The organism is Winogradskyella sp. HB-48 (assembly GCF_049942685.1).
Lineage (GTDB): Bacteria > Bacteroidota > Bacteroidia > Flavobacteriales > Flavobacteriaceae > Winogradskyella.
The window spans coordinates 2156996-2180064 of sequence record NZ_CP187934.1; the positions used below are offsets into that span (position 1 = coordinate 2156996).

Here is a 23069-nt window from a genome sequence, read left to right on the forward strand (position 1 = left end):
TTTTAAATTATTTTCAAACAGCCTTAAATCTAAATCAATAATGACTTCAGAATTAATAAGTTCTAAGGAACTTGCAAAAGCAGACCCTGTGTTTGGTCAAGTTTCATTTGATGACCATGAACAAATCGTTTTCTGTAACGACAAAGATACTGGTTTAAAAGCTATAATAGGCATACACAATACTGTTTTAGGTCCTGCTTTGGGAGGTACCAGAATGTGGGATTATAATAACGAGTGGGAAGCACTTAATGATGTATTACGCCTATCGCGCGGTATGACCTTTAAATCTGCTATTACTGGATTAAATCTAGGTGGTGGTAAAGCTGTAATTATAGGTGATGCCAAAACTCAAAAAACACCTGAACTTATGCGTCGTTTTGGTGAATTTGTTGACTCTTTAAGCGGAAAATATATTACTGCAGAAGATGTAGGTATGACAACTGAAGATATGGATACCGTAAGAGAAGTGACGCCATATGTTACAGGTATTTCTGAAAGTAAAGGTGGTGCAGGTAATCCTTCGCCAATCACTGCTTATGGAGTATTTATGGGTATGAAAGCTGCTGCCAAATTCAAGTATGGTTCTGATGTTTTAGAAGACAAATCGGTTTATGTACAAGGTATTGGTCATGTTGGAGAAGCTTTGGTTGAACATTTGGTCAATGAAGGCGCAAAAGTGACTATTGCAGATATCAATCAACAGCGATTGGAAGAAATACGTTCTAAGTATGGTGTGACCATATATGGTGGTAATGATATTTACAGTGAGCCTATGGATATTTATGCACCTTGTGCTTTAGGAGCTACTATCAATGATGATACAATTGATAGAATACAAGCAGACATTATCGCAGGTGCTGCAAATAATCAGTTAGCTGAAGAGAATAAACACGGTAGAATTTTACAGGAAAGGGGTATAGTATATGCACCAGATTTTTTAATTAATGCAGGCGGAATTATAAACGTCTATGCAGAGTTGGAAAACTATGATAGACAGGAAATAATGCGTAAAACTGAAAATATCTATAATACTACGCTAGAAATATTAGATAATGCTAAAGTAAATAATATTACAACGCACACAGCAGCATTAAACATAGCCAGAGAGCGCATAGAAACTCGTAAAAGAGAAAATTCTAAATAATTTTTTTCAGAATTAAATAATAGTATTTTTGCAAGGTGAATCAAGTGCGATTCACCTTTTTTAGTAACCTATATAAAGCAGTTCTTTATACATGCTCAACAGAAGACACATCAGGATAAAAGTAATGCAATCATTGTATGCTTTTAAAGGTAACGAGAGTGATGATTTGGCAAAAGACGAAAAGTTTTTAATGCACAGTTTAGATAGCATGTTAGACTTATATCTCTCTATATTGGCTTTGCTCACAGAATTACACAAAAAGAGTAAAGATTATAATGAAAAACTTCAAAAGAAGCTTTTAGGTTCTGACTCCGATAGAAATCCAAATACCAAGTTTCAGGATAATTTATTGCTAAACATTATCAGCAATAATAAAATGTTACAAGATATTATCACAAAACGGAAATTGAATTTTTGGGATCTCGATTTTGAGTATGTGGATATACTTTTTGAGGACATAAAGAAAAGTAAGTTGTATAATGAATATATAAGTGATACTGAAACAGGATTAAAAGCAGATAAGGAGTTTATTATTGATATCTACACAGAAATCATAGCTCCTAACGATAAGCTTTATGATTATTTTGAAGATAAAAAATTGACCTGGGTAGACGACTTTCCTGTTGTAAACACTGTGCTTATAAAAGTGTTGGGCAAAATAAAACTCACCTCACCTGAGACTAAGTTATTGCCAGATTTATACAAAGATGAAGACGATAAAGAATTTGCAAAAGAATTGTTCAAAAAAACGATACTCAATAACTCTAAATTCTCTGAAGAAATAGCAAAAAAAACCACAAATTGGGATACGGAACGTTTGGCAAGTTTAGATGGTCTACTATTGAAAATGGCATTGTGCGAATTTCAAAAATTCCCATCCATTCCTCATAAAGTAACCATTAACGAATACCTAGAAATTGCTAAGGAATATTCTACACCAAAGAGTAGCTTATTTATAAATGGTATATTAGATAAGATTGTCAAAGAATATCAATCAAAAAACCTGCATCCTAAAACTGGAAGAGGTCTAATGTAAGAGGTTGTATAGTATCTTTCTTTTATAAACCTGTTAAGGACATTCTAAAAAGTTTTAATTGCTGGGAATAATTATTACCTTTGGCAACTTAGATAACAAATAATAATTAATTAAAATATAAGTAATGAAAAAGATTATCTTAGGATTAGGTGCATTATGCATGGTAGCTTTTACTTCTTGTAAAGATGATGCTGCAAGTAAAGTAAATTCAGAAAATGTTGCTGTTGCCGCAGAGAGAGATGCCAATGCGGGTAATTTTCCAATAATGGAATTAGACAAAATGGAACATGACTTTGGTACTATTGAAAACGGAACTCCAGTGGAAACCGTTTTTAAATACACAAACAAAGGAAACTCTATGCTTGTAGTAAGCAACATTAAGAGTACTTGTGGCTGTACTGTACCATCTAACTATACTAGAGAAGTTGCCCCAGGTGAAACAGGTGAATTTACAGTTAAGTTTAACGGTAAGGGAAATGGTAAAGTATCTAAGTCTTTAACAATTACTGCTAATACAGAAAAAGGAACAGAGGTTGTTAAAATTACAGCAATGGTTAATAATCCTGAAGCGGCTCAAAAAGCAGCAGCTCAGAATCCGGCAACGCCAACTAACCCAATGCTTAATGCTAAAACATCTACTAAGCCTGGTCACGAAGGGCATAACCACGACTAATTTATTGTAATGGAAAATTTAGGTTCTTTTTTACCATTCATTGCCATTTTTGCCGTGATGTATTTCTTTATGATTGCACCACAGATGAAGAGAGCAAAACAAGAGAAAAAATTTGCCAATGAGTTAAAGCGTGGTGATCGTGTGATTACTAAAAGCGGAATGCATGGCAAAGTTGTAGAGCTAAACGATAAGGATAACAGTTGCGTTATAGAAACGTTAGCTGGTAAAATTAAGTTTGATCGCTCTGCTATTTCAATGGAAATGAGTAAAAAGTTAAACGCACCAGCAAAATAAATTAAGTTGGTATTAAATATAAAAAGCCACTCTGTATAGAGTGGCTTTTTTTGTTTTATCAAAATTAGATTAGCAATTTTTATATTTATCATGTAAACCTTTTTGTTCCAATATCATTGGAATGATTTTTTCTAAGCGTCTTATCTTTGTAGCTTCTCTTTTGGCTTCTGATATATGCTCACAATATTCGCGCTTACAAGATGCAGATAGTTTTTCAAAAGCTTGTTTCAGCTCTTTGTCTTTTGATATTTCACTTTCCAATTCTTTTGGAATTGCTATTGGCTTTGTGTTTCGCTGAGGCATTATTTCTTTACCTAAGCGTTGATTTTCAATAGCCTCTTTCACATAATTTAAAACTGCACTTTTATTAATGTCAGCTATAGATTCAAAACGCATTTGTCTTAAAGCTTTGGTTTTGTTTTCTTGAGCATTTACAAGTAGATTGGCTTCATCTTTTAAAAATACGCCCTGAAAAAACCAAATACCGAAATGATTTTTGAAGGCGCCTAAACCAATAACATTTTTACCATTGAGTGTATAAGTTGGTGCATTCCATTTAATGGATTCTTCCAATTCAGTTGAATTAATGATTTCTCTTAAAATAGAGAGTTCTTCTGCAAAGTGTGCATTTACCTCAATATATTCTTCAACTGATGAGACTTTTTTCATTTTTAATTAGGTTTTTAGAACTCAAATTTACATTTTATATATTGTCAGTTAGGTGTCTTTAGACTTTAAGTTCTATTGGCTAAATATTATATAAAGTAAATCGCTTTTGCAGATGTGTAAATTTTGATTAAGTTTACGTTAACAAGTCTGCTATGTCTGCAATTTCTACTTTTTCATTTTAATGTTGTGTTGTGGCATATTTTATGTTTAATCAACCAATAATTTAATTTTGGTAAAATGAAGAGTTCACATTATAGCATATTTACATTCACTTTCCTATTTCTATTTGTTCATATTAAAACTCATGTAAAAGACTCAAGGAATTTTGAAAATAGAAATTATGAAATTACATCAGGGTTAGAAGTAAATGAAATAACAAGCTTAGGACAATTACGATTATCATTATATGAGAGTAGTGCTTTAGCTAATAATGAAAGTGCTGCCGATGGAGTTTTGATTTTGTTCGATACTAACGGTAATAATGGGATTGACGCTAGTGATGCACCAGACATTCCAAATCTTGATGAAAATTTTTCGATAAACAACAATGGCGTCTTGTTGAGTATAGAAACTAGAGCAGCACCAGTAGACCAAGAAGAAATCCAGTTAGAGGTTAATACCTACAGAAGTATTAACTATACAATAGTATCTGAAGGTATCTCTATGCAGTATGCTATTGCATTTTTATACGATAATTTTACAGGGACAAGTACAGAAATTCCACAAAATGGAATAATAAATTATGACTATTCAATTAATTCAGGTATTCCTGAGTCAGTTGCTGGTAATCGTTTTAAGATTGTCTTTGATGTTGAAACCTTATCCAACAATGTAAGTGATTTAGAGGGGATATCATTATACCCAAACCCAACTAACCTTGGTAAGTTCTTTATAAATATTCCATTGGGTATGGACGATCTTAACGTTTCAATATATAATATACTTGGGTCTAAATTGTACTCTGGTAATGGATATGCTAGCGGAAGTACTATAACCATTGTTGTTGATGATATGCTAAATGCAGGTACATACTTTATAGAGTTCAGTTCTCAAGGTAAAAACATGGTCAAGAAATTGGTTGTTTTTTGACATGGATTTGTACAAGTTTCTAAATATTACCTTAGGAAAGATAGACAAGCTTTAAGAAATCATATAATCATCGATTTTGTTTTGGATAAAAGTCAAAAAATAATAGACACTACTTCTATTTTAATTGTTTAATGTTGGAATTATCATAATCTCATTCTTTTTGTTAAATAATGAAATACTGTTAAAAGAAAATATTAACATTTTAACGATTTATTTAACATTCCTTTAATATTGAAAATATTTTTTTACTACATTGAGGTGCTATTAATCATTAACTATCTAAACTTGTTTTCAATAATTACATTTATTCATTAGTTTAATTTTTTTGTTTATCATACATTTTGCTTCTACTATTAGTTAATTGCGAAATGTATATCAGCACGTTTTAACTAATAATCTCTACACAAGTTTACTTTTTTTGATTTAGGCATAACACAAAGTGTTGCCCATATTTCTACAACGACTTACTGCTGTCCTTATTATTAGGATGTTTTGGTATAATATCAACTATTACTAACATTAATTAACCATTACATTATGAGCAGTCATTCCTTAAAATTCAATTCATCATAGATGTACTAACAGTCCCAATGAAGTTTCTAACCTAATTAGTTAACTTAAAGTAAATTTTATGAAAAAAATTATTTATTTATACGTCCTTTTGCTGATGTGTTGCTGGCAAGGTAATGCACAAGTTGGATGCGGTGACACGTTTTTAGACTCTGGCGGCGATGCTGCTGGTTATGCTGCAAACGAATTGTCTACAACGACCATTATGCCAGATAACCCTGGCGATGTAGTAAGTGTAACTTTCACTTATGTAGATATTGAAACTAGAGGGTCAGCAACAGCTGGTTGTTGGGATTGGTTAAGAGTTTATGACGGTCCGGACGATACGTTTCCGCTCATAGGCGAATTTTGTGGCGAAGAAAGTGGTGATGGTGGTGTGGCCGGTAATGCCGCTAATCAACTCTCTATAGGTGATACATTTACATCTACTGATGCATCTGGTGCAATAACTTTTGTTTTTGATTCTGATAGTTCAGTTCAGGAAACAGGCTGGAGCGCAGACGTTACTTGTGCACCAGCACCAACATGTGTTGCACCAACGATAGACAGCGCCACAGTAGTTGACAGCTGTAACCCAGACGGAACTGGAACCTTCAACGTGGAGGTTGTGGTATCCGATGCGGGAGATGCAGGAACGGTTATCAGTGATGGTACAAACACATACCCAGTAGTTGTAGGAACTGTAACAGCAGGACCGTACAATAGTGGTGATAGTGTAACCTTAACGGTAGATACTGTCGATGATGCTTGTGATGCTTCATTAGGAAACTTTACCTTCACATGTCCACAACCAGCACCGGATAATGATCTATGTGCAGATGCGGAGATGATAGCATGCGGTGATACCGTAACGGGAGATACAACTACAGCAACTTCAGATCCAGGACAGACATATTGCGGAACTTCAGCACCAAGCTCATCAAATGGTGGGGTTTGGTACTCATTTATGGGAGATGGTGGCGAAGCTACGTTTGACCTATCAGGTTCATCGTTTGATACCAAGATTTATGTATACACAGGAGCATGTGGTGATTTAACTTGTTTGGATGGAGATGATGATGGTGGTGACGGTACTACATCATTAATTACGGTAACTACTGAGGCAGGTACAGCATATTATGTATATGTAAGTGGTTTCAGCACCAATAGAGGTGCCTATACAATGAATGTAACCTGTGTAGCACCACCAGAGTGCGTGGAGCCAACGATAGACAGTGCGACAGTAGTTGACAGCTGTAACCCAGACGGAACGGGAACCTTCAACGTAGAGGTCGTGGTATCCGATGCAGGAGATGCAGGAACTGTTATCAGCGACGGAACGAACACCTATCCAGTAGTTGTAGGAACTGTAGTTGCAGGACCGTACAATAGTGGAGATACTGTAACGTTGACAATAGATGCTACGGATGATGCCTGTGATTCAAGTCTAGGGGACTTCACGTTTACATGTCCATTGCCAGCACCAGATAATGATGACTGTGCCAACGCTACAGCAATTGCATGTGGTGATACTGTAATGGGATCGACTACCAATGCTACCAATACCGCAGGTAATGATTCTAATGATGTATTCTATTCCTTAGCTGGAACATCAGCAGGAGAAGAGATTACGGCGAGTTTATGTGGATCAGGATTCGATACCATAATAACAGTATTAGATGCTTGTGATGGAACGGAAATAATATCCAATGATGATGCATGTGGTTTACAATCAGAGGTAACGTTTACTTCAGATGGTTCAACAACATATATTATCTTGGTAGAAGGCTTCTTTAGTACGTTTAGCGGAGGCGCATCAGGTGACTACACGTTATCAGTGACCTGTGTAGCACCACCAGAGTGCGTGGAGCCAACCATAGACAGTGCTACTGTAGTGGACAGCTGTAACCCAGATGGAACTGGAACGTTCAACGTAGAGGTCGTGGTATCCGATGCAGGAGATACAGGAACGGTTATCAGCGACGGAACGAACACGTATCCAGTAGTAGTGGGAACTGTAACAGCTGGACCTTACAACAGTGGTGACACGGTAACGTTGACAGTAGATGCTACTGATGATGCTTGTGACTCAAGTTTAGGGGACTTTACTTTTACATGTCCAATACCAGCACCAGACAACGATGACTGTGCTAACGCGGAAATAATTGCCTGTGGTGATACGGTAATGGGCTCGACAGCCAATGCGACCGATTCAGGAAATAATTCTTCAACAGATGTATTTTATGTACTATCTGGCACAGTGGCAGGCGAGGAAGTAACGGCAAGCTTATGTGGATCGTCATTCGATACATTTATAAGAGTTTTTGATGCCTGTGGTGGAACACAAATTGCGTCTAATGACGATAATTTTACAGCATGTAACAGCAGTAGTTCCCAAGTTACCTTCGTTTCAGATGGTACGACAGATTATTACATCATGGTGGAAGGTTTTAGTTCAGCTTCAGGCGATTATACCTTAGCAGTAACATGTGTGCCACCACCAGAGTGTGCGGCACCAACTGATTTAGCTCCTACAGCGCAAACACCGACAGTAACTACATTTACTTGGGCACCAGGTGGTAGTGAAACATCTTGGGAATTTGCATTGTCTCAACCTGATGCTACGGAACCTGAGCCAGCAACTGTTGTAACAGAACCAACTGCTAATGTTGGGCATGCACCAGGACAGACACTTCTTATTTGGGTTCGCGCAATCTGTGGTGATGGAATCTATAGTGAGTGGGTAACAGTAGAATATACCTCTCCTTTAGAAACACCAGATAACGATGATTGTGCTAATGCCGAGCCAATAGCCTGTGGAGATATGGTGACAGGTTCAACGGCCAATGCAACGGATTCGGGCAACAACCCTTCTCCAGATGTATTTTATGTATTATCGGGTACAGCAGCAGGTGATGAGATTACAGCTAGCCTTTGCGGTTCGTCATTTGATACCTATATAAGAATATTTGATGCTTGTGATGGAACTCAAATAGCATTTAATGATGATAACTTTAGTGCATGTAGCAGCAGCAGCTCCCAAGTAACCTTTACATCGGACGGAGCGACAGACTATTACATCATGGTAGAAGGCTACAGTTCTAACTCAGGTGATTATACCTTGTCTGTGACTTGTGAAACACCAGAACCAGCACCAGATAATGATCTTTGTGAAAATGCCACACCAATAGCTTGTGGTGATACGGTAATGGGGTCAACGGAGAATGCCACCAATAGTGGGGGCAATTCAGGGCCAGATGTATTCTATTCGTTGTCAGGAACTTCAAACGGAGAAGAAGTGACCCTAAGTCTTTGTGGGTCTTCTTTCGATACGATCCTTACTGTGTTTGATGCTTGCGATGGCAGTGTTGTAGCAACGAATGATGATTCTTGTGGTCTTCAATCTGAGTTAACTTTCACTTCTGATGGTACAACAACCTATATCATTAGGGTAGATGGATTCTCTGGTTCATCCTCAGGTGATTACACCTTAGCAGTAACTTGTGAAACACCAGATCCATGTGCTGGTCCGTTACCACAATTAACATGGACAGGTGCGGAAGACACTAATTGGGAAAATATGGGTAACTGGGAAAATAGTGAAGCACCTGGATTGATGGTATATGCTAATGTAAATCTTCCGTCAGACTTGCCTAACTATCCAGTATTAACCTTGGGTCAAGACCTTTATATAGCTGAATGTTCTACCATATTTGTAGATGATTTTGCTTCAATAAATGTGAGACCTAATGTAGAGATTGTAAATGATGGTGTCATAACAACTGAAGGTACAGTAACTTTTGAGTCTGATGCCACAGGATCTGCCTATATAGGCTCAGGTGTAGGAATGTTTATGGGAGATTTCACGGTAGAACGTTATATACCTGCTAAGAGAGCCTATCGCCAATTGGGTACACCAGTTACAACGAGTACACCAATATCTGAAAACTGGCAACAGGACACTCATATTACTGGACCTGCAGGGAATACAGATGGATTTGATGTCACCTTTACGGGTAACCCGTCAGCGTATATCTTTGATAATGTTGCCTATGAATATGTAGAGTTGGCCAATACCAACGCAACTAATCTAATTCCTGGTACCATGTATCATATTTTGATAAGAGGTGACAGAAATACGGATTTAGGTGATAATAATGCTACACCATCTGAAACCACATTACGTGCTAAAGGTGAGTTAACAGCAGAAAATGTAGGATCTCATATGATTTCCGTAAACGTACCGGAGCAACGCTTTATTGCTGTAGGTAATCCATTCCAGTCACAAGTTGATATGAATACGGTATTAACGACAGGATCAATGAACATTAATCCTAATTTCTATTGGGTTTGGGATCCAACGTTAGGTACTAGAGGTGCTTACACAGCTATTATGGCTGCAACAGGAACTGCCTCAACGGCTAGTTCTGATGCTAATCAATATTTACAAGCTGGACAAGCTGGTTGGGTTTACACAGCTGGTGTAGGACAGTCGTCTGTAATATTTGATCAAACTAGTAAGAATAATTCTGGTTTCGAAACTTCGACGTTTACTGATAATGACGGAAGTACAAGCCTAAGTCAATTACGTTTATCTTTATATGAAAGTAGTGCATTTGCAAATAACGACACAGCTACTGATGGTGTGTTAATATTATTTGGCGCTAATGGAAATAATGGTATAGACGCTAATGATGCATTGAGTATTTCAAACTTAGACGAGAATTTTGCAACTAGTAATAACGGTGAATTGCTAAGTATTGAAAACAGAGCAATGCCACAGGAAACAGAAGAAATTCAATTGGAAATTAATACTTATAGAAGTACAAATTATACAATTGTAGCTGAAGGTATATCAATAGAAGGTGTAACACCTTATTTATATGATGATTATACAGGTACTTATACTGAGATTCCTCAGACAGGTTCTGTTAACTATAGCTATTCTGTAGATGCTGGTATTACATCTTCAATTGCTAATAATCGCTTTAAAGTTGTGTTCTTCCAGTCGACTTTATCAACTGGTAGCTTTGGCTTAGACAGTGTTAAGCTTTATCCTAATCCAACTAATATTGGTAAATTCTATTTAAATGTTCCATTAGGAATGGATGACTTAGAAATTACTATCTATGATGTTTTAGGTACTAGATTATATAACGAAACAGGATTCAATGCTGGTAGCAGAATTACAGTAGAAGCTGGTTCTGAATTCAGTATGGGAACCTATTTTGTAGAGTTGAGTTCTAAGGGTAGAACAACAACTAAGAAGTTAATTATTAATTAATAAATTTAAATATTATGAAGAATTCTAAAAACAGAATTACTAGAGCCATGGGTACAATGGCTATAGTATGTGCGTTGTTTATGTCTACGGACATAAACGCGCAAGGACCTCCAGGAGGAGCAACAGATACACAGGATGTTCCTTTAGATGGCGGGCTGGTAGCTCTAGTCATCGGTGCGGCAGCATTTGGAGTTAAAAAATTACGAGATAATTTAAAATAACGTGATTTGATTAAGCTTAAAAATTTATTAAGCGACATACCATTACCAATAAGGCTTTTTTTAAAAAAAGCCTTATTGTTTTTTGTTTTGTGGAAAATAATATACATTGGTTTCTTATTGAAATCCAAGGTAGTAGACCACCAATTAACAACACACATAGGTAATGCATGTGTTGAGATATTAAATAATTGGACTTCTATGTCTGGCTTTAGAGCAGTTAGAGAAGCAAAAACTTCTATTTATGAAGGAGAGTCCACAACAGAAGTAGCTTCCCTTATATTGCATAATGACAAAAGGGTTTTATATATAGCTGATCTTTGTAATGGCTTAGAATTAATAGCGTTGTATATTGGCTTTATTGTATGTATGCCTTCTTCGTTTTGGCGAAAAGTTAGATATATAATTATTGGAGTTATTATACTAGATGCAGTTAATATAGCTAGGTGTATAGGCTTAATTTACCTGCAAGAGTATTACGAATATTATTTTGACATTGCACATAAATACATATTTAATGTTACTGTTTATTCGGTTACATTTTTATTATGGGTAATTTACACCAGAAAAATTCATTTAAATAATGAAACTATATAAGTCGGATAAGATTCGTTTTATAATGGGTCTTGTTATTATTTTTATACTTTACTCTTGTTACTATATTTTTATTGCTGAGCATAGAGATACAGCCATGCTGCCAAGAAAATTGAGGCATTTTATTAGTCTCTTATTTACAGTTGCAGTTTACTTTGCAGGAACTTTTCATCTCGGGAAGCTCAAGGCAACTTGGATGTCAAAGTTTTGGCACATGGTGCACATCAGCGGACTGTGCATCATAACTAGTATAGGATTATTTGATTGGCTATTTCTTGAAGGAAATACCATACCTAGACTAAGCATATTTGCAAGGTCAATTCAAGAGATCTTGATTTCACCCTTAATGTATTTAGCTATGGGTTTGCTAAATAATTTACTCACAAAACCTGCAAATTAATTTTTTGTAGCAGTAAGTTCAGCAATCTTACATATGACTTCTACTGCTTTTTGCATGCTTTCTACGGGAATATATTCATAACGTCCATGGAAGTTATGCCCACCAGCAAAAATGTTAGGACATGGCAAACCCATGTACGATAATTGAGAGCCATCAGTACCACCTCTTATAGGTTTTATTAAAGGTTTAATACCTAAGGATTTCATAGCTTCTTCAGCAATATCTACAATATGCTTCACAGGTTCTACCTTTTCTTTCATGTTATAGTATTGGTCTTTTATTTCTATCTCAAAGATCTCGGATTCGAATTTAGTGTTTAAGTCAAATACTATCTTTTCCATTAAAGCTTTGCGAGCTTCGAATTTATCTTTATCATGATCTCTGATGATGTATTGAAGAAGCGTTTCTTCAACTTTACCATCTATCTTATGTAAGTGAAAAAAACCTTCGTAGCCTTCAGTGTGTTCTGGTGTTTCAAGCCTTGGTAAAGCATTAATAAATTCCGTGGCATAGTACATGGAATTTATCATTTTACCCTTGGCGTAACCAGGATGTACAATTTTTCCTTTCACTTTAATTTTGGCACCAGCAGCATTAAAATTTTCATATTCCAACTCACCAATCTGGCTTCCATCCATAGTATAAGCCCAATCAGCACCAAATTTTTGGACATCAAATTTGTGTGCGCCTCTACCAATCTCTTCATCTGGTGTAAAGCCTACCTTAATAGGTCCATGTTTAATTTCAGGATGATTAATAAGGTATTCCATTGCTGTTACAATTTCTGTAATACCCGCTTTATCATCTGCGCCTAAGAGAGTTGTGCCATCAGTAGTTATTAGAGTTTGGCCTTTATAAAGTAATAGGTCTTCAAAATAATCTGGTGATAAAATGATATTTTCTTCAGCATTTAAAATAATATCTTTACCATTATAATTTTCAACAATTTGTGGCTTTACATTGGCTCCAGTAAAATCAGGCGATGTATCAAAATGTGATATAAAACCAATAGTGGGCACATCACGATTTACGTTACTCGGTAAGGTTGCCATAATGTAAGCATTATCGTCTATGGACACATCGCTCATACCAATGGCTTTGAGTTCTTCAACCAATTTGTTGGCTAAATCCCATTGTTTTTCTGTACTTGGAGTAGTATCGGAATTTGGATCGGATTCAGTATCTATTGTAACATAACTTATAAAGCGATCTATAATATGCTGCATATTTTAAGTTGTTTCTTTATTTAAGCTTAAATGTAATTACTGGTAATTTTGAATGATTAACTAAGTCTTCAGAAATGCTGCCACCAAAGAAATGGCTTAAACCGGTTCTACCATGTGTTATGATAGATACAGCATCTGCACCTTCTCTTCTCGCGTAGTTCAAAACACCATCTTCGACCATGTGGTCAGAAGTATAAGCAACCTTTAATTCTTTTTCGTTTAATTGCGATAGCTTAAAAAAGTCAGCTACTTTTTCATTAATTTCATCAGTGCTTAAAAAACTCAAGTTAGGAAGATTTACATGAAGTAAAGTAACTTTATCTGATAATTTATTAAGTGTTTCTATAGCATTTTTCACAGAAGGTATACTTTCTTTATTAAAATCACAACCAAGCACAACATTTTTAAAATTTACAGAACTAGGTTTAGATTTAACAACTAAAACAGGAGTATTACTGTAACGCACCACTTTTTCTGTATTAGAGCCTGTGAAAATACCATCGTGTTCACTATGACCTCTGGATCCCATAATTACAAGATCTGCTTGTTCAGAATTTGCAACTTCAGAGACTTCTTTAAGTACTTTGTGATGCTTAATTATTGGGGTTACAGAAAGGCCTTCTAAATAAGGTTTGTCCAAGAATTTTTCAAATTCTTTATTGGTTACCATTAGCATAAAAGCAGTTTCTTCACTTTTTTCAGAACCAGAGGTAGAAAAAATAGACTCAGAAAGTTCTAACATGTGCATAACAATTAGTTCTGCATTGTGTTGCTTTGCTAATATCGCACCAGTTTTTAATGCGTATTCTGAATGTTGAGAGAAATCTACGGGAATTATGATTTTTTTCATTATTTAATTTAATTGGTTAATGTTCAAAGTTAATAATTTGAGTGGTTAAAAATAATGATAATTGACAGTTTATCTAAATATTTAATGGTATTACAAGGCTTAAAAAAGTATTTAGATTCTTATTTTTGTGAAGCAAATTACACTCCATGTACAAAGCCATTATTAGATCAATTCTTTTCTGCTTCGATCCAGAAAAAGTTCATCATTTTACCTTTTCTTTAATAAGAACAATTTCTAAAATACCAGGATTTAAAAGTATCTTTCAAAAATTGTATTTAGTTGAAGATAAAAAACTTGAGAGAGAACTTTTCGGCTTAACTTTTAAAAATCCTGTTGGTCTAGCAGCTGGTTTTGATAAAGATGCCAAGCTCTTTAACGAGTTATCTAATTTTGGTTTTGGATTTATTGAAATAGGTACACTGACACCAAAGCCTCAGGAAGGAAACCCTAAAAAACGCTTATTCAGACTTAAAGAAGATTCAGCTATCATTAATAGAATGGGTTTTAATAATGGAGGAGTAGTTGAAGCTGTTGAGCGATTAAAAAAACCTTCTACTTCGCTCAGGGCAAGAGGAGTATTAATCGGTGGTAATATTGGAAAAAATAAAATAACACCAAATGAAAATGCTATAAAAGATTACGAAATCTGTTTTAAAGCATTGTTTGATTATGTTGATTATTTTGTAGTTAATGTAAGCTCGCCAAATACACCTAACTTAAGGGCATTACAGGATAAAGAGCCACTCACAGAGCTATTAAAGGCTCTACAGGTTTTAAACTTTCAGAAAACAAAATCCAAGCCTATTTTACTTAAAATAGCTCCAGATCTTACTAACGAGCAATTGGATGATATCATTGATATTGTAAAAGAGACCAAAATTGATGGAGTTATAGCGACGAACACTACAATTTCTCGTGAAGGATTATTAAGTCCCAATAAAGTCGAAATTGGTGGTTTAAGTGGTAAACCATTAGCATCACGTTCTACAGAAGTGATTAAATATTTATCCCAAAAAAGTAGAAAAGCCTTTCCGATTATTGGTGTTGGAGGTATTCACTCTGCTGAGGATGCTTTAGAAAAACTAGAAGCTGGAGCAGATTTGGTGCAATTGTATACAGGCTTTATTTACGAAGGTCCAAGACTCATTCGTTCAATCAACCAAGCGCTACTAGGTAGAAGTTAATTAGTATTGATTGTAGAAACACTCATATCATTTGCATTAGCGACATCTATTCTTGCACTTTCACCAGGACCAGATAATATTTATGTTCTAGTTCAAAGTATTACCAACGGTAAGGCTTTTGGATTAGCAACGGTCTGCGGTTTAATAACAGGTTGTTTAGTTCATACCACGCTTTTGGCTTTTGGAGTTTCAGCCATCATAAAAGCGAATGATGATCTGTTTTTTGGAATAAAAGTACTAGGAGCTTTGTATTTGTTGTATTTAGCATATAAAGTGTACAAGTCGGATACTCAATTGAATTTTGATACAGAAACCGCTCCAAGAAAAAGTTTAAAGGCTTTGTTTGTGCAGGGTTTTTTTATGAACGTCCTAAATCCTAAGGTCACTATTTTCTTTTTAGCTTTTTTCCCAGGCTTTTTATTTTCTGAAACAATGAGTACTGTCTTACAATTCTATGTTTTAGGTGGTATTTTTATGTTAGTCTCTTTTATTATTTTTTCAGCCATTGCACTGCTGGCAGGACAAATTAAATCTTATACCTTAAAACATAGAAACTCTGGAGTTGTGTTCAAATGGTTGCAAATAGTTGTCTTTATTGGTATAGCTGTATTTATTTTGGTTTAAAAATGATACTATGAAATCGTTTTCGTAAACCGTATATTTGGGGCAATGAACTCAAACGTAAAACTCATAGAATGTCCGAGGGATGCCATGCAAGGTATTAAGGATTTTATTCCCACTGAAAAAAAAGTACAGTACATTCAATCCTTGCTGAGAGTGGGTTTTGATACCATCGATTTTGGAAGTTTTGTATCACCAAAGGCCATACCGCAAATGGTGGATACGGCTGAGGTGTTATCACAGTTAGATTTATCTGCCACTAAGAGTAAATTACTTGCTATAATTGCTAACGTTCGAGGTGCCAATGAGGCGTCCTTACATTCTGAAATTGATTATTTAGGCTTTCCATTCTCAATCTCAGAGAACTTTCAGATGCGAAATACGCACAAGACTATAGCACAATCTGTGGATACGCTTCAAGAAATCTTGGAAATTTCGGATAAGAGTAATAAAGAAGTGGTTGTCTATATTTCTATGGGATTTGGTAATCCCTATGGTGATCCGTGGAATGTGGACATTGTTGGTGAATGGACTGAGCGTTTGGCAAAAATGGGAGTGAAAATCCTATCACTGAGTGACACTATAGGAAGCTCTAATCCAGAAAATATTGAGTACTTGTTTTCAAACCTTATCCCAAAGTATCCTTATATAGAGTTTGGTGCACACTTACACACTACGCCAAGCACATGGTTCGAAAAAATTGATGCTGCATACAAAGCAGGCTGCCGTCGTTTTGATGGTGCTATTCAAGGTTTTGGCGGTTGTCCAATGGCAAAGGACGATCTTACAGGCAATATGCCCACTGAAAAAATGCTGTCCTACTTCACACAAAAAAAAGCTCATGACTTAAATGCTATGAGTTTTGAGAGCGCATATAATGAAGCGACTAAAATATTTTCAGTCTACCATTAAATAAAAAAGCGCTACCCAAATTAAGCAGCGCCTTTCACCAATCAACTAATCTAACCAATCAATTAAAATCTAATTTCTACTCCTAAGTTTCCACCAAATGGATGACCAGGTCGTAATCCTGCAGGTACTCTAGATACTGCATAGGTCTCATCTAAAAGGTTTATAATATTTCCAGTAAGGCTTAGGGTTTTTGAAAGATGATATTTTCCTGAAAAATCTATAATGAAATTCGAAGCCACCTTTTCATCACTAGGAATGGTACCTGTCCCAGCTAATGTTCTAAATTCACCATTGTATCGACCACTTAAATTCAATTCATATTTAGAATGTTCTAAGGAAATTGACGTATTAAATTGGTGTATAGGTATGTATGGTAGTTCGTCACCTTCATTAACTTCTCCCCATAAATCATTACTACTTCCAAAACTATTCAAAAACTCAGTATTTGTGAAGGTATAGGCAAAAGTTACAGGTAATTTAAACGATTTATTGTTAGGTAATAACTCGTAGTTTAATAATACTTCTACACCACTAACAGCAACTTCACCAGCATTAAATTGATCTAAAGAGCCTGTTCCTCCAGTAGCTGCTAAATCACTGCCTAGAAGATTACTATAGTCATTATAGAAACCTACGACTTCACCACGGAGACCACCAATAGTAAATCGAGAACCCAGCTCATAGTTTATACTTTCTTCAGACTCTTCACCTTCAGAACTTCCTGGAGGTGAAAACCCTTTATGTACGCCACCAAAAACTGATATATTGTTTGAAAATGTGTAATTAAAACCTATACCAGGAATAAAAATATCTACTTTGTTTTCTCTGAGTGCTACGTCAGACCCAGTTCTATTGGGATCATTACTGCCAAAGTCTTCACGTTGCAAAATCATATTCTCATAACGTAAACCGGGAGTTAAAGTAAGTTTTTCATATTTCAATTTGTACATGGCGTATGCAGCAAAGGCTGTTGCACTACTAATACGATTTCCCTCTGCACCTCTTGGGCCTTGGGATGTTCTGGTCATTTTTTGGTCTACAATACTATAACCATCTTCCCATTGAAAGCGATCTTCTTCATCATAGTGGTAACGTAATCCAATTTCAATATCATGAAAGGTGTTGTCTCCATACCAATGGTAATCAAATTTTGTTTGGATACCCTTAGAATAATACACACGGTTATTAGCTTTTAATAGTAAGGCGTCATCACTAGAGTCGATATCACCACGAATAATAGCCAAATGGTCAGCAAATGTTGTTGGATCTGAAACAACTGTCGCTATGCGTTGGACGTCACCATTAAAAACCACGTCATCTAGTTTAAACCAATTACGCGAAAACTTATTGTAATACCCATTGGTTGTAAGTCTAATAGTCTTGCTAAAATCCAACGTATGGGTTAACATTAATTGCAATTGTTGGGCAGTCATTCTATCATCTTGAGAAGCAGCGTACCTACTATAGGGTGCTTGGGCAAAATCTTCTTCGGTAAGCCCTAAATAAGTTTCGTTAGAGCGTTCGTCGTAATAATGGAATTTAGTCTCTAAGGCTTGCTTTAGTTTGGCATCCTTATTACTGTATAAGCTGAATTTTGCAGTGACTTCATTAATGTCGAATCCTGTATGACTATCGTCAGGTAGATTTTTAAATCCGTCAGAACCAAAGTTCAAGTATTCAACTAAATAGCCAAAGTTTTCTTTTCGGTCACCAACCCTAGCTAATAGTTGTTGTGTGTCAAAAAGACCATAACTTGCTCTAAGTTCTCCTCTCAGTTGATTTGGAATTTGAGCGGATATCATATTTATGGCACCACCAGTGGTGAAGGGACCAAATTGTACCTGACTACTTCCTTTTAAAATTTCGATGGCTTCCATGCGTCCAACCGAAGGGAAGTAGTATGCAGCTGGAGCACTGTAGGGTGCAGGGGAAATAAGCACACCGTCTTCCATCAGCGATATTTTGGCACTACGTTGAGGTGACGTACCTCTTAGGCTGATATTTGGACGTAGACCAAAACCGTCTTCCTCATAAAAAGTAACACCAGGTACCGTTCTTAAAGCGCGATTAATATCTGTGTAATTGAATTTTTTTAATTCTTGTGGTGAAATATAGTATGCTGATCCAGTTCGGTGACTTGCTACATATTTGCTCCCAAAAATCTGATTAGAGTTAATAATGACCTCGTCTAACTTTTGAATGGAATCGAGGGGCTTTTGTTGAGTTTGTTCTTCTTGTGCATGTAATAAAATACTTGTGAAGCTTAGTAACGATAGGGCTAATTTTACTTTCATTTATTTAGACTTATTAAAAATAGGTTGTTATTTCGTGCAAAACTACAATCGGTTTTTAACTTTTTCAAATTTTATTTAGAATAAATAAAAATAAATTTTATAAAAAATTGATTACTAAATAGGTATGAATTCTCTCAATATTTTAAATCGTTGTATTTGTTTTTGAAATGACATGAGCACTATTAAAAAATACGTATCTTTGCGTGCAATTATATTTTAATTGCATCATGACAGCACACGACAATAAAATTCTAGGTGAAGGTCTTACCTACGATGACGTCCTTTTAGTTCCAGCATTTTCTGAGGTACTACCACGCGAGGTTAATATTCAAACAAAATTTACAAGAAACATAACTATAAACATACCTGTAATTTCTGCGGCTATGGATACAGTTACCGAAAGCCGTATGGCTATTGCCATGGCTCAAGAAGGTGGTATAGGTGTGCTTCATAAGAACATGACCATAGAAGAGCAAGCTACTAAAGTGCGTCGAGTAAAACGTGCTGAAAGCGGAATGATTATAGATCCTGTAACCTTGCCATTATATGCTACCGTTGCAGATGCCAAAAATGCCATGAGAGAATACAGTATTGGTGGAATACCTATAGTTGATTCAAACAAAAAATTAAAAGGCATTGTTACTAACAGAGATCTACGTTTTGAGCATAAAAATGATAGACCGATTGCAGAGGTTATGACTAGTGAGAATTTAGTAACCGCACCAGTTGGCACATCCTTAAAAGATGCTGAAACTATTTTACAGGCTAATAAAATTGAAAAACTACTTATTGTTCAAGGCGAGAAGCTTGCGGGTTTAATCACCTTTAGAGATATTACTAAAGTGACGCAAAAACCAATTGCGAATAAGGATTCTTACGGAAGATTAAGAGTTGCAGCAGCAATTGGAGTAACTGGAGATGCTCTAGAAAGGGCAGAAGCTTTGGTTAATGCAGGTGTTGATGCTGTAGTTATTGATACAGCTCACGGACACACCAAAGGCGTGGTATCTGTCTTAAAAGAGATAAAATCAAAATTCCCTAAACTAGAAGTTATTGTGGGTAATATTGCCACAGCAGAAGCTGCCAAATATTTGGTTGAAGCTGGTGCTGATGCCGTTAAAGTTGGTATTGGTCCGGGTTCTATTTGTACAACACGTGTGGTTGCAGGTGTTGGATTTCCTCAGTTTTCTGCAGTGTTGGAAGTTGCAGCAGCTATAAAAGGTTCTGGTGTTCCTGTTATTGCGGATGGTGGAATTCGTTATACGGGCGATATACCAAAAGCTATTGCTGCTGGAGCAGATACTGTGATGTTAGGTTCATTATTGGCAGGAACGAAAGAAAGCCCAGGAGAGACCATTATTTACGAAGGACGTAAGTTTAAATCGTATCGTGGAATGGGTTCTGTTGAGGCAATGAAACAAGGGAGTAAAGACCGTTATTTCCAAGATGTGGAAGACGATATTAAAAAGTTAGTACCAGAAGGGATTGTTGGTCGTGTACCATACAAAGGTGAATTGTATGAAAGTATTCATCAGTTTGTAGGAGGACTAAGAGCTGGGATGGGTTATTGTGGAGCTAAGGACATTGCAACCTTAAAGGAAACAGGACGTTTTGTAAAAATCACAGCGAGCGGCATTCACGAAAGTCATCCACACGATGTTACCATTACCAAGGAAGCGCCTAATTACTCTAGGTAGAATAATTTTTAAAGATTTCCTTTAATTATTTAAAGACCAAATAAGTGCTTTTTCTTTGGTAGCTCTAAAAATGGTACTGTGTTTTTCGTTTGGCTCGTCAGAATACCTCCAAGTTAAGTTTGCAGGAGCATTATTCTGCAATGATTTTTCAACACTTTTTGTGTATTGTGAGATATCTTGAGCGCTAGAACCAGCAAACCAAAGTTTTAAGTTTTTTTCTGGAAGAGAGGTTAGCAGACTATCAGCATTGCGAGCTAGGTAATTATTGTTCCACCAAAGAGAAGGATCCATAGCAATGTAAAAATCAAAAGTTTCTGGTTTTGTAAAAAAGGTTTCCATAACGAATAGACCAGCTAATGATTCACCAATGATTCCCTTTTTAGCTTGTGTTCTATATTTTTTATTGATTTCAGGAATTAATTCTTCTGTAATAAAAGCTCTAAAATCTTTTGCGCCATCTGTAATTGGACAATATTGCTCATCGTCTTTTACTTCTGAAAAACTAGTTAAATCCCTTCCTCTTACTGTGTTTTCTATTCCAACTAAAATGAAAGCAGGTATTTTATTCTCTTCTAATAATTTAGAGAGCGTGTTGGCAATGTGAGGAAAATCTTCTTTTGTACCTCCATCTGGCATATATAATACAGGAAAATTTTCTGTTGCGTCTTTGTAATTTGGTGGTGTCCAAACATTAATAATACGAGTTTCATTTACATGCTTAGATGCTATAGTAATACTGTCGTGTTCTGGTATTGGGTCATTATATGTTACACCTTTGTCTTTACAGCCTAAAAAGAAGACTATTGTAGTTAAGATTACAATTATTTTTTTCATTTTTCAGAATACTTTATTAGTATTTCATTCTTCAGAAAGTTCTTTTAGTTTATTTAAGGCTTTTGGCCAAGTAGTGTCAAAATAATCAAGATAGTCCTCATCTGCATCAGTTTCAACACTTATTGTTGTGACGCCATTATGTTCTTCGAACGAATAATTTTCAAGTCCACCAGCCCATTTTTCAACATCTGGTCCTTCGGTTATTTCATTTTCACCATCTAAAATTCCGTAGTGACGAATTGAAACAAACTTGAATGGGATATTATCAGCAATTTCAGATACCATTCCACCACGTTTGCCATTTTCATCAGTTCCTACAAAATAGATTTTAGATCCTTTATCCCAATTGCCTTCATAGGTTGAGGTTGGATTAAATTCTGCTGTCCACTGCTCGTAGGTTTCAATATTATCAATACCTAGCATGGTGTTATAAACCTTTTGGGCAGATGCGTTAATATCTATTTTGAATTGTAGTTTTTTCATGGTTTATAAATTGATTAAAAGTTCTGACTAGCTTATTTGGCTTTTACAATTATAGTTTGTTATGCTTGTTTCAGAAGTAGGAGAGAACCTGTCTGCCGACAGGTGGCAAGCAATTACTTATAGCCATTGTTGTGCTTTCGTTATTTTTCGTTTTTCTCAATTTCTTCGATTATTTTTTTTGTTTTATCCAGCAGTTCGTTTCGCATTTTATTTACAAAATTATAATTAATGATTTTGGTTGTTAAAACTCCATTTAAATTGGTTTTTAATTTATTTTCATCAACTTGTTCCCATATAGAGTTCATCTGCTTGCCCTTAATCCCAGAATATTGAATGTTAATAGGATAATTGCCCATATATTCATAACCCATTTCTGCTAATAACCTAAAGTTTAAATCTACAGCTTCAAGCATTTCAATCTGTTCTGCGTTATGTTTTTGTATTTTTTCACTCATATGTGTGCTCAATAAATCTATGTTTCCAGTAGAAATTAGTGCATTATATGTATTGAGATTTAAATTATTTGATGGGGAAAAGAATGGAAGGAATTCGTAACGTGCAATTTTTATGATTGTATCAAAAGTGACATTTGATGACGACAGTCGTTCCGATAAAGAGGTGTGAATTTTTAATTCTAATTCAAACTGTGAAATTTGCTTTTCAAGCAAAACTACATCAGATTCTAAATCTTTTTTTATAGAATTTACATAGCTTTTTCTTAATTCTTCTTTTTTATTTTGCTCATTGAGATTATTAATCTGCAGTGCAATTAATATACCTATTACCACTAGAATTATTTCTCCAATCGCGTAAATCAGATATTTGCTGAATTTGTTTTTAGTCAGCAGTTTTTGTCTAATTTTTCTAAAGAATTTTATCATTGGTTAGCGGTTTGTCAAAATGTGTTACAACGGTCTCGTATAACCGTCAGTTACGGGATTAAAGTTAATGATTTTCGGTTAAGCACTGACGTTAGCAATTCCGAGTGGATTCGGACGTAGTCGAATCCGCCGTAATT

General features: G+C 35.6%; 20 protein-coding genes. 13 read left to right on the plus strand and 7 right to left on the minus strand.

Going from position 1 to position 23069, the window contains the following annotated elements; translation table 11 throughout:
* Positions 1 to 40: 40 nt before the first annotated feature.
* The 4 genes from ACPX19_RS09740 to yajC all read left to right on the plus strand — a co-directional run bounded on the left by ACPX19_RS09740 (position 41) and on the right by yajC (position 3147).
* Positions 41 to 1144: a Glu/Leu/Phe/Val family dehydrogenase gene (locus ACPX19_RS09740; RefSeq protein WP_426429813.1), complete on the plus strand. Its 1104-nt coding sequence runs from the start codon at positions 41 to 43 to the stop codon at positions 1142 to 1144.
* Between the two features lie 124 nt (positions 1145 to 1268).
* Complete coding sequence (nusB, locus tag ACPX19_RS09745) at positions 1269 to 2180, plus strand: transcription antitermination factor NusB (RefSeq protein WP_426429814.1); 912 nt, start codon at positions 1269 to 1271, stop codon at positions 2178 to 2180.
* 124 nt (positions 2181 to 2304) lie between these two features.
* Entirely contained in the window at positions 2305 to 2853 is a 549-nt protein-coding gene (locus ACPX19_RS09750) for a DUF1573 domain-containing protein (protein ID WP_426429815.1), read from the plus strand.
* 9 nt (positions 2854 to 2862) lie between these two features.
* On the plus strand, positions 2863 to 3147 hold the full coding sequence (gene yajC / locus ACPX19_RS09755; RefSeq protein WP_426429816.1) for a preprotein translocase subunit YajC: 285 nt from the start codon (positions 2863 to 2865) through the stop codon (positions 3145 to 3147).
* Positions 3148 to 3216: 69 nt separating this feature from the next.
* Here the strand turns inward: yajC and ACPX19_RS09760 are convergent, their stop codons facing one another.
* Positions 3217 to 3816 carry a YdeI/OmpD-associated family protein gene (locus ACPX19_RS09760; RefSeq protein ID WP_426429817.1) on the minus strand — a complete coding sequence of 200 codons (600 nt, stop codon included), beginning with the start codon at positions 3814 to 3816 and terminating at the stop codon, positions 3217 to 3219.
* Between the two features lie 237 nt (positions 3817 to 4053).
* Between ACPX19_RS09760 and ACPX19_RS09765 the strand changes: the two genes are divergently transcribed.
* The 5 genes from ACPX19_RS09765 (at position 4054) to ACPX19_RS09785 (ending at position 11950) form a co-directional block, all read left to right on the plus strand.
* Complete coding sequence (locus ACPX19_RS09765; RefSeq protein ID WP_426429818.1) at positions 4054 to 4905, plus strand: T9SS type A sorting domain-containing protein; 852 nt, start codon at positions 4054 to 4056, stop codon at positions 4903 to 4905.
* 631 nt (positions 4906 to 5536) lie between these two features.
* A complete protein-coding gene (locus ACPX19_RS09770) occupies positions 5537 to 10738 on the plus strand; it encodes a T9SS type A sorting domain-containing protein (RefSeq protein WP_426429819.1) in 5202 nt (1733 codons plus the stop codon).
* A gap of 14 nt (positions 10739 to 10752) precedes the next feature.
* Positions 10753 to 10959 carry a PID-CTERM protein-sorting domain-containing protein gene (locus ACPX19_RS09775; protein WP_426429820.1) on the plus strand — a complete coding sequence of 69 codons (207 nt, stop codon included), beginning with the start codon at positions 10753 to 10755 and terminating at the stop codon, positions 10957 to 10959.
* 6 nt (positions 10960 to 10965) lie between these two features.
* A complete protein-coding gene (locus tag ACPX19_RS09780) occupies positions 10966 to 11553 on the plus strand; it encodes an exosortase/archaeosortase family protein (protein WP_426429821.1) in 588 nt (195 codons plus the stop codon).
* A complete protein-coding gene (locus ACPX19_RS09785) occupies positions 11540 to 11950 on the plus strand; it encodes a hypothetical protein (protein ID WP_426429822.1) in 411 nt (136 codons plus the stop codon). The genes ACPX19_RS09780 and ACPX19_RS09785 overlap by 14 nt, the downstream gene beginning before the upstream one ends.
* On the opposite strand, the gene pepT is transcribed toward ACPX19_RS09785, so the two are convergent.
* Together pepT and ACPX19_RS09795 are read right to left on the minus strand one after the other, a co-directional pair.
* The gene (pepT, locus tag ACPX19_RS09790; protein WP_426429823.1) at positions 11947 to 13176 is read right to left on the minus strand and encodes a peptidase T; all 1230 of its coding nucleotides are present in this window, start codon (positions 13174 to 13176) and stop codon (positions 11947 to 11949) included. The genes ACPX19_RS09785 and pepT overlap by 4 nt on opposite strands.
* A gap of 16 nt (positions 13177 to 13192) precedes the next feature.
* Positions 13193 to 14026 (minus strand): universal stress protein, encoded by an 834-nt coding sequence (locus ACPX19_RS09795; RefSeq protein ID WP_426429824.1) that lies wholly within the window; start codon positions 14024 to 14026, stop codon positions 13193 to 13195.
* A 146-nt stretch (positions 14027 to 14172) separates the two neighbouring features.
* Here ACPX19_RS09795 and ACPX19_RS09800 point away from each other — a divergent pair, with 146 nt between their 5' ends.
* From ACPX19_RS09800 to ACPX19_RS09810, 3 genes are read left to right on the plus strand one after another with little or no spacing between them, the layout of a single operon-like run.
* Entirely contained in the window at positions 14173 to 15210 is a 1038-nt protein-coding gene (locus ACPX19_RS09800; protein ID WP_426429825.1) for a quinone-dependent dihydroorotate dehydrogenase, read from the plus strand.
* Positions 15211 to 15219: 9 nt separating this feature from the next.
* The gene (locus ACPX19_RS09805; protein WP_426432450.1) at positions 15220 to 15834 is read left to right on the plus strand and encodes a LysE family translocator; all 615 of its coding nucleotides are present in this window, start codon (positions 15220 to 15222) and stop codon (positions 15832 to 15834) included.
* 45 nt (positions 15835 to 15879) lie between these two features.
* Positions 15880 to 16743: a hydroxymethylglutaryl-CoA lyase gene (locus ACPX19_RS09810; protein WP_426429826.1), complete on the plus strand. Its 864-nt coding sequence runs from the start codon at positions 15880 to 15882 to the stop codon at positions 16741 to 16743.
* Between the two features lie 62 nt (positions 16744 to 16805).
* On the opposite strand, the gene ACPX19_RS09815 is transcribed toward ACPX19_RS09810, so the two are convergent.
* Positions 16806 to 19037: a TonB-dependent receptor family protein gene (locus ACPX19_RS09815; protein WP_426429827.1), complete on the minus strand. Its 2232-nt coding sequence runs from the start codon at positions 19035 to 19037 to the stop codon at positions 16806 to 16808.
* A gap of 227 nt (positions 19038 to 19264) precedes the next feature.
* On the opposite strand from ACPX19_RS09815, the gene guaB reads away from it, so the two are divergent.
* Positions 19265 to 20734 (plus strand): IMP dehydrogenase, encoded by a 1470-nt coding sequence (gene guaB / locus ACPX19_RS09820; RefSeq protein WP_426429828.1) that lies wholly within the window; start codon positions 19265 to 19267, stop codon positions 20732 to 20734.
* 21 nt (positions 20735 to 20755) lie between these two features.
* Here guaB and ACPX19_RS09825 read toward each other — a convergent pair whose 3' ends face one another.
* The 3 genes from ACPX19_RS09825 to ACPX19_RS09835 form a co-directional block, all read right to left on the minus strand.
* A complete protein-coding gene (locus ACPX19_RS09825) occupies positions 20756 to 21568 on the minus strand; it encodes an alpha/beta hydrolase (protein WP_426429829.1) in 813 nt (270 codons plus the stop codon).
* Between the two features lie 24 nt (positions 21569 to 21592).
* Positions 21593 to 22051: an SRPBCC domain-containing protein gene (locus ACPX19_RS09830; RefSeq protein ID WP_426429830.1), complete on the minus strand. Its 459-nt coding sequence runs from the start codon at positions 22049 to 22051 to the stop codon at positions 21593 to 21595.
* Positions 22052 to 22191: 140 nt separating this feature from the next.
* Positions 22192 to 22932: a DUF6090 family protein gene (locus ACPX19_RS09835; protein WP_426429831.1), complete on the minus strand. Its 741-nt coding sequence runs from the start codon at positions 22930 to 22932 to the stop codon at positions 22192 to 22194.
* Positions 22933 to 23069 lie beyond the last annotated feature (137 nt).

Bases quoted from the DNA above. Each gene is read 5' to 3' on its own strand.
- ACPX19_RS09770 (WP_426429819.1), top strand. From the start codon at position 5,537: ATGAAAAAAATTATTTATTTATACGTCCTTTTGCTGATGTGTTGCTGG.
- ACPX19_RS09785 (WP_426429822.1), top strand. From the start codon at position 11,540: ATGAAACTATATAAGTCGGATAAGATTCGTTTTATAATGGGTCTTGTT.
- yajC (WP_426429816.1), top strand. From the start codon at position 2,863: ATGGAAAATTTAGGTTCTTTTTTACCATTCATTGCCATTTTTGCCGTG.
- ACPX19_RS09740 (WP_426429813.1), top strand. From the start codon at position 41: ATGACTTCAGAATTAATAAGTTCTAAGGAACTTGCAAAAGCAGACCCT.
- ACPX19_RS09800 (WP_426429825.1), top strand. From the start codon at position 14,173: ATGTACAAAGCCATTATTAGATCAATTCTTTTCTGCTTCGATCCAGAA.
- ACPX19_RS09765 (WP_426429818.1), top strand. From the start codon at position 4,054: ATGAAGAGTTCACATTATAGCATATTTACATTCACTTTCCTATTTCTA.
- guaB (WP_426429828.1), top strand. From the start codon at position 19,265: ATGACAGCACACGACAATAAAATTCTAGGTGAAGGTCTTACCTACGAT.
- ACPX19_RS09795 (WP_426429824.1), bottom strand. From the start codon at position 14,026: ATGAAAAAAATCATAATTCCCGTAGATTTCTCTCAACATTCAGAATAC.
- ACPX19_RS09810 (WP_426429826.1), top strand. From the start codon at position 15,880: ATGAACTCAAACGTAAAACTCATAGAATGTCCGAGGGATGCCATGCAA.
- ACPX19_RS09825 (WP_426429829.1), bottom strand. From the start codon at position 21,568: ATGAAAAAAATAATTGTAATCTTAACTACAATAGTCTTCTTTTTAGGC.
- ACPX19_RS09760 (WP_426429817.1), bottom strand. From the start codon at position 3,816: ATGAAAAAAGTCTCATCAGTTGAAGAATATATTGAGGTAAATGCACAC.
- ACPX19_RS09830 (WP_426429830.1), bottom strand. From the start codon at position 22,051: ATGAAAAAACTACAATTCAAAATAGATATTAACGCATCTGCCCAAAAG.
- ACPX19_RS09775 (WP_426429820.1), top strand. From the start codon at position 10,753: ATGAAGAATTCTAAAAACAGAATTACTAGAGCCATGGGTACAATGGCT.
- ACPX19_RS09750 (WP_426429815.1), top strand. From the start codon at position 2,305: ATGAAAAAGATTATCTTAGGATTAGGTGCATTATGCATGGTAGCTTTT.
- ACPX19_RS09835 (WP_426429831.1), bottom strand. From the start codon at position 22,932: ATGATAAAATTCTTTAGAAAAATTAGACAAAAACTGCTGACTAAAAAC.
- nusB (WP_426429814.1), top strand. From the start codon at position 1,269: ATGCAATCATTGTATGCTTTTAAAGGTAACGAGAGTGATGATTTGGCA.
- pepT (WP_426429823.1), bottom strand. From the start codon at position 13,176: ATGCAGCATATTATAGATCGCTTTATAAGTTATGTTACAATAGATACT.
- ACPX19_RS09815 (WP_426429827.1), bottom strand. From the start codon at position 19,037: ATGAAAGTAAAATTAGCCCTATCGTTACTAAGCTTCACAAGTATTTTA.